4 protein-coding genes are annotated in these 5,910 nt (G+C 68.2%); 1 reads left to right on the top strand and 3 read right to left on the bottom strand.

The window, feature by feature from the left end:
• Positions 1-653 precede the first annotated feature (653 nt).
• A complete protein-coding gene (locus J0695_RS06220) occupies positions 654-1,196 on the bottom strand; it encodes a MarR family winged helix-turn-helix transcriptional regulator (protein ID WP_206960824.1) in 543 nt (180 codons plus the stop codon).
• A 132-nt stretch (positions 1,197-1,328) separates the two neighbouring features.
• Between J0695_RS06220 and J0695_RS06215 the strand changes: the two genes are divergently transcribed.
• Complete coding sequence (locus J0695_RS06215) at positions 1,329-2,639, top strand: MFS transporter (RefSeq protein ID WP_372445708.1); 1,311 nt, start codon at positions 1,329-1,331, stop codon at positions 2,637-2,639.
• A gap of 7 nt (positions 2,640-2,646) precedes the next feature.
• Here the strand turns inward: J0695_RS06215 and J0695_RS06210 are convergent, their stop codons facing one another.
• Positions 2,647-4,314: an ATP-binding SpoIIE family protein phosphatase gene (locus tag J0695_RS06210; RefSeq protein ID WP_206960823.1), complete on the bottom strand. Its 1,668-nt coding sequence runs from the start codon at positions 4,312-4,314 to the stop codon at positions 2,647-2,649.
• Between the two features lie 123 nt (positions 4,315-4,437).
• Positions 4,438-5,775 carry an NAD(P)/FAD-dependent oxidoreductase gene (locus J0695_RS06205; protein ID WP_206960822.1) on the bottom strand — a complete coding sequence of 446 codons (1,338 nt, stop codon included), beginning with the start codon at positions 5,773-5,775 and terminating at the stop codon, positions 4,438-4,440.
• Positions 5,776-5,910 lie beyond the last annotated feature (135 nt).

Here is a 5,910-nt window from a genome sequence, read left to right as displayed (position 1 = left end):
GATCAAACTCTCCGTGAATGTCTGCTCGTAATCGAGCAACCACATCGGAAGAGCGGAACAACCAGCCGGAATAGGGCCGATTGTTCACTGCGTCCTCGCTGTGTTGCCTTCCCGGCAAAGGGAAGGGCTTTTTCAAAGGAACCACCAACCCACCAAAGGTGGGCCGGGGTATCAACATATCTGGCGTTGACTTTTGGCACGCTGTTGAGTTCTCAAGGAACGGACGCTTCCTTTGTACTCACCCACAGAACATTTTCTGGGGCTTTCCTCCGGGCGCTTCCCTTCGGTCTTGCGTTTCCGACTCTATCAGACTCTTTCGTGTCCGATTTCCTCGGTGCCTTTCAGGTTTCCCTTTCCGGCGATTCCGACTCTATCAGATCCTCGCGGGCCTGATTCCCAGTCGGCTGGACTTTCAACCTGCTCTGTCTTTCCGGCTGTTGGGCCGTTCCGACGCCCAAACTCTAACGCTTTTCCCCGGTGACTCATAATCGAGTCGCGGGTATGAATTCCGGCATGCCGAAATCGTCCCCGGCGGGAGATCGTGCTGAGTTTGGTTGCCGCTGACGCGGCGGGAGTGGTTGCCGCTGAACCGTTCCGGCTCTGTGACAACTCGAAGAACCTTACAGAGCTCCGCAGGCCGCGTCAAGCCTCGATCAGTCCAGGTCAGTGAGCCGGCCGCCCGCATCGGGCTGGGCGTCCTCCACTCGGCGCAGGAGGCGGGTCAGCATCTCGCCCAGGGCGCCCCGTTCCTTGCTGGAGAGGTCCTGGAGGAGCTCTTCCTCGAACGTCGAGGCGGCCCGCATCGCCTCCAGCCACTTCGTACGGCCCTCATCCGTCAGCTCGACGATGACGCGGACCCTGTTGTTCTCGTCGCGGTCCCTGGTGACCAGGCCATCGCCCGCCATGCGGTCGATGCGGTGGGTCATGGCCGCCGGGGTGAGCCCCAGTCGCTTCGCGATCTCGCCCGGGCCCATGCGGTACGGGGCCCCGGCGAGGACCAGGGTCTTGAGGACCTCCCACTCGGCGTTGCTGATGCCGAGTGCGGCTACCTGGCGGCCGTACGCGACGTTCATCCGGCGGTTGAGTCGGCCCAGGGCCGAGACGACCTTCTCGACCTGGGGGTCGAGGTCGCGGAACTCGCGCTGGTACGCCGCGATCTGTTCGTCGAGCGTCGGCTCTGTCGGGTCAGCTGGCATGTCGGGGAGTATCCCACTGAATCCCGGTGGCGTCGAAGTCCTTCGATGTGTATTGTTGACCTTCTAATTTTAGTGTTGAAGTCTTTGGGCCTCAGTACTTCGTCGAACCTCGATCAACCTAGGTAGGTGAGTGTGACCACCGCGATGGGCGCTGCGCTGCGCCGGATTCAGCTGGGGAACGCGCTGAGCGCGTTCGGCAATGGCTTCACTGTCCCCTTTACGTTCATCTACGTGTCCCAGGTGCGGGACCTGGGTCCGGGGACCGCCGGGGTGGTCCTCATGACCTTTGCCCTGGCCGCACTGGTGGTACTGCCCTTCACCGGGCGGTTCATCGATCAGCGCGGGCCGCTTCCGGTTGCCATCGTGGGTACGGTCACCGCCGCCTTCGGATCGCTCGGGCTCGGGCTCGGCAGCACCGCTCCTGTCCTGGTCGCTGCCGCGGCCGCCCTGGGGATGGGTATCGCCGTCATCCAGCCCGCGCTCGCCACGATGATCGTGTGGTGCTCGACCACCACGACAAGGTCGCGGGCCTTCGCCACCCAGTTCTTCCTCAACAACCTGGGTCTTGGCATCGGCGGGCTCATCGGCGGGCTCCTCGTCGACACCTCCGACCCGGGGTCGTTCATCCGGCTCTTCTCCATCGAGGCGGCGATGTTCCTGGTGCTCGGCGCCGTCATCGCGACCGTGCGGCTGCCGTCGTTCTCGTGGAGCGCGGGCAGCGGTGACAGCGACGTGCCCGTGGAGGCCAAGGCCGGGGGCGGTTGGCGGGTCCTGTTCGCCGACCGGTCGATGGTCGTGCTCTGTGCGCTGGGCTTCGTGATGTTCTTCGCCTGTTACGGACAGTTCGAGTCGGGGCTCTCGGCGTACGCGACCGAGGTCTCGCACATCCAGCCGTCCACGCTGGGGATCGCCCTCGCCGCCAACACGGCGATGATCGTCCTCGCTCAGTTCGTGGTGCTTCGGCTGACCGAGAAGCGCAGGCGCAGCCGCGTCGTCGCGCTGGTCGGGCTGATCTGGACGGTGGCCTGGCTGGCCGCCGGGGCTTCGGGGATGGTCGCCGGCGGGCACGCGATCGCCGTCACGCTGATCATCTCGACGTACGCGCTCTTCGGGCTCGGTGAGTCGATGCTGTCGCCGACCGTCGCTCCGCTCGTCGCCGATCTGGCTCCGGCGCGGATGATCGGTCAGTACAACTCGGCATTCGCGCTGGTGAAGCAGCTGGCGCTGGCGCTCGGTCCTGCTGTGGGCGGGCTGATGGCCGGGGCCGGTGTCTTCACCGCGTACATCTGGATGCTCGTCGTCTGCTCGCTCGGCATCAGCGTGCTCGCGCTGTGGCTGGGGCGCCGGCTCACTCCCGTACAGGACAAGCCGTCGCTCGCCCATGCCTCGCGGATCGTCGCGGGCAATGTGCCCGAGGTCGCCCGCGCTGTGCCGACCCCGTAAGCCCGGGTCAGTGCGGCAGGGCGAACTCGCACCAGACCGCCTTGCCGCCGCCCGGTGTGCGGCGGGAGCCCCAGGACGAGGCGATGGTCGCGATGATCGAGATCCCGCGGCCCGCCTCGTCCGCCGGTTCCGCGTGGCGGCGGCGCGGGAGGTGGTCGTCGCCGTCGGTCACTTCGATGATCAGGCGGCGGTCCGTGCGGCGCAGTCGCAGGCGCATGGGCGGGGTGCCGTGCTGGAGGGAGTTCGCCACCAGTTCGCTGGCCGCGAGGACTCCCAGGTCGTGGAGTTCCGAGGAGAAGCGCCAGGAGGCGAGGACTCCGGAGGCGAAGGCGCGGGCCCGGGGGGCCGCTTCCACTCCGCCCAGGAGTTCGAGCGCCGCGTTGTGGAAGAGCTCGGCCGCGGGGCCCTTGCGGGACGGGTGCTGGACTACCAGGACCGCCACGTCGTCGTCGTGTTCCGCCGTGATGTTCAGAGAGCGCATCAGACGGTCGCAGATCGTCTGGGGGGTGCCGGTGGCGCCTGCGAGCGCTCGTTCCAGGGCGTCGACCCCCTCGTCGATGTCCTCGCTTCGGCGTTCGACCAGGCCGTCCGTGTAGAGGACCGCCGTCGAGCCCGGGGGGAGCGCGATCTCGCCCGAGGTGTGCATCCAGCCGCCGGTGCCCAGTGGGGGGCCCGCGGGGTCGTCGGCGCGGCGGACCGAGCCGTCCTCGTCGCGGATGAGGAGGGGGAGGTGGCCGGCCGACGAGTAGACCAGGCGCCCTTCGGTGGGGTCGTGGACCGCGTAGATGCAGGTGGCGATCTGGCTGGCGTCGATCTCCGATGCGAGGCCGTCGAGGAGCTGCAGGACCTCGTGGGGCGGCAGGTCGAGGCGGGCGTAGGCGCGGACTGCCGTACGGAGCTGGCCCATCACCGCCGCTGCCCGGACACCTCTGCCCATGACGTCGCCGATGACCAGGGCCGTGCGGCCCGCGCCGAGGGTGATGACGTCGTACCAGTCGCCGCCGACCGCCGCGTCCGTGCCGCCCGGCTGGTAGGTGGCGGCGATGCACAGGTCGTCCGGCTGCTCCAACTCCTGCGGGAGGAGGGAGCGTTGCAGCGTGACCGCGGTTTCGCGGTGACGGCGCTCGCTGGTGCGGAGCCGTTCGGCTGCCTCGGCGTGGTCGGTGACGTCCGCCGCGAAGATCAGCACACCGGTGTGGCCGGACCGTGCTGCGGAGCCGTCGGCGTCCATGCCGTAGGGCGTGCAGGTGACCGTGTACGAGCCCTCGCCCGGCTTGGACTGCACGCGGCGGGACTTGACCGTGCGCGGCTTTCCGCTGCGCAGGACCTGGTCCATGAGGGGCAGCAGGCCCAGTTCGTCCAGCTCGGGGAGCGCCTCGGCCGCCGTCGCGCCGATGGGGCGGGGGCCGAAGGCGGTGGCGTAGGCATCGTTCACGTACGCGATGCGGTGCTCGGGGCCGTGCACCAGGGCGACGAGGGCGGGGAGGTGGCCGAGGATCTCCCGGACGGAGAGTTCTTCGAGCGCGGGGGTGAACTCGTCCTGGGGCGGCCCGGCGTCGGAATCGGGGTGCTGTGCGTACTCACCGCGGGCTGCCGGCACGGAGCTGCGGTCGGCCCGCGCGGCGGCGCGGCGCGGAGTTCCGGGGAGCCGGGCGCTCCAGCGTGTGAAGTTCACTGCGGTTCAAGCCTCATCGGGTCGTTGCGGCGTCTTTGCCACGGTGGAGCAACGGATCACTCTGTGCAGGTGTGAACCAACCTATGGTCACACGTCCAGTGTGACCGACGGCACTGACAATGGTCAGGGCCGCTTCGGGGGCTCGGCTCCGGCGGCCAACTCGAACTCGGCCCGGGGATGTTCCAGGGAGCCGAGGGAGACGATCTCGCGCTTGAACAGGCCTGCGAGGGTCCATTCGGCCAGCACACGGGCCTTGCGGTTGAAGGTCGGTACGCGGCTGAGGTGGTAGGCGCGGTGCATGAACCAGGCCGGGTAGCCCTTGAGTTTCCGTCCGTAGACATGGGCGACGCCCTTGTGGAGGCCGAGCGACGCGACCGAACCCGCGTACTTGTGCTCGTAGTTCTTGAGGGGTTCGCCGCGGAGGGACGCGAGGACGTTCTCGGCGAGGACCTTGGCCTGGCGCACCGCGTGCTGGGCGTTGGGGGCGCACTCCTTGCCCGCCTCGGCGGTGAGGTCGGGTACGGCCGCCGCGTCGCCGGCCGCCCAGGCGTTCTCGGTGCCCTCGACGGTGAGCTGGGCGGTGCAGGCCAGCCGGCCGCGTTCGTTGCGGGGCAGGTCCGACGCGGCCAGGATCGGGTGCGGTTTGACGCCGGCCGTCCAGACGAGGGTGCGGGTGGGGAAGCGGGCGCCGTCGCTGAGGACGGCGACACGGTCGGTGCAGGAGTCCAGGCGGGTCTCCAGGCGTACGTCGATGTTGCGGTTGCGCAGCTCGCGGATCGCGTACTTGCCCATCTCGTCGCCGACTTCGGGGAGGATGCGGCCGCTCGCCTCGACGAGGATCCACTTCATGTCCTCGGGTTTTACGTTGTGGTAGTAGCGGGCCGCGTAACGGGCCATGTCCTCGAGTTCGCCGAGGGCTTCGACGCCCGCGTAACCGCCGCCCACGAAGACGAAGGTGAGCGCGGCGTCACGGATCGCGGGGTCGCGCGTGGCGGACGCGATGTCCATCTGCTCGATGACGTGGTTGCGCAGGCCGATGGCCTCCTCGACCGTCTTGAAGCCGATGCCGAATTCGGCGAGGCCGGGGACCGGGAGGGTGCGGGACACCGAGCCGGGGGCGAGGACCAGGTGGTCGTAGGCGATCTCGACGGATCCTGTGCCGTCCTCGGGGCTGGCGAGGGTGGTGACCGTGGCGGTGCGCTTGGCGTGGTCGATGCGTTCCGCCTCGCCGATGACGATCTTGCAGCCGTCGAGGACGCTGCGGAGCGGGACCACGACGTGGCGCGGCGAGATCGAACCTGCGGCTGCCTCGGGGAGGAAGGGCTGGTAGGTCATATACGGGTCGGGAGAGACGACGGTGACCTCTGCTTCACCGCTCTTCAGCTTCCGCTGCAGACGCAGCGCGGTGTACAGACCTACGTAGCCGCCGCCGACGACAAGAATGCGCACAGGTTGAGTCACTGTCCCATGACGCAACGAGCGCTCGACTTTGTCCACAGCCCCGACAAATTGTGTGACTGGGCCGGGTGCGCGGCGCGAGGCCTCAGTTCTCCCGGATATGAGGGAAGGTGCCCAGGTCAGAGGGTGTACAAGGGG

It is taken from the genome of Streptomyces beijiangensis (genome assembly GCF_017315755.1).
In the GTDB taxonomy this organism is placed as follows: Bacteria; Actinomycetota; Actinomycetes; order Streptomycetales; family Streptomycetaceae; genus Streptomyces; species Streptomyces beijiangensis.
Note: the sequence above shows the minus strand (reverse complement) of the source record. Positions and strands in the feature narration are given on the sequence as shown.

What these genes read in the sequence shown, in the direction of transcription:
- J0695_RS06220 (WP_206960824.1), bottom strand. Translation starts at nt 1,196, where the DNA reads ATGCCAGCTGACCCGACAGAGCCGACGCTCGACGAACAGATCGCGGCG.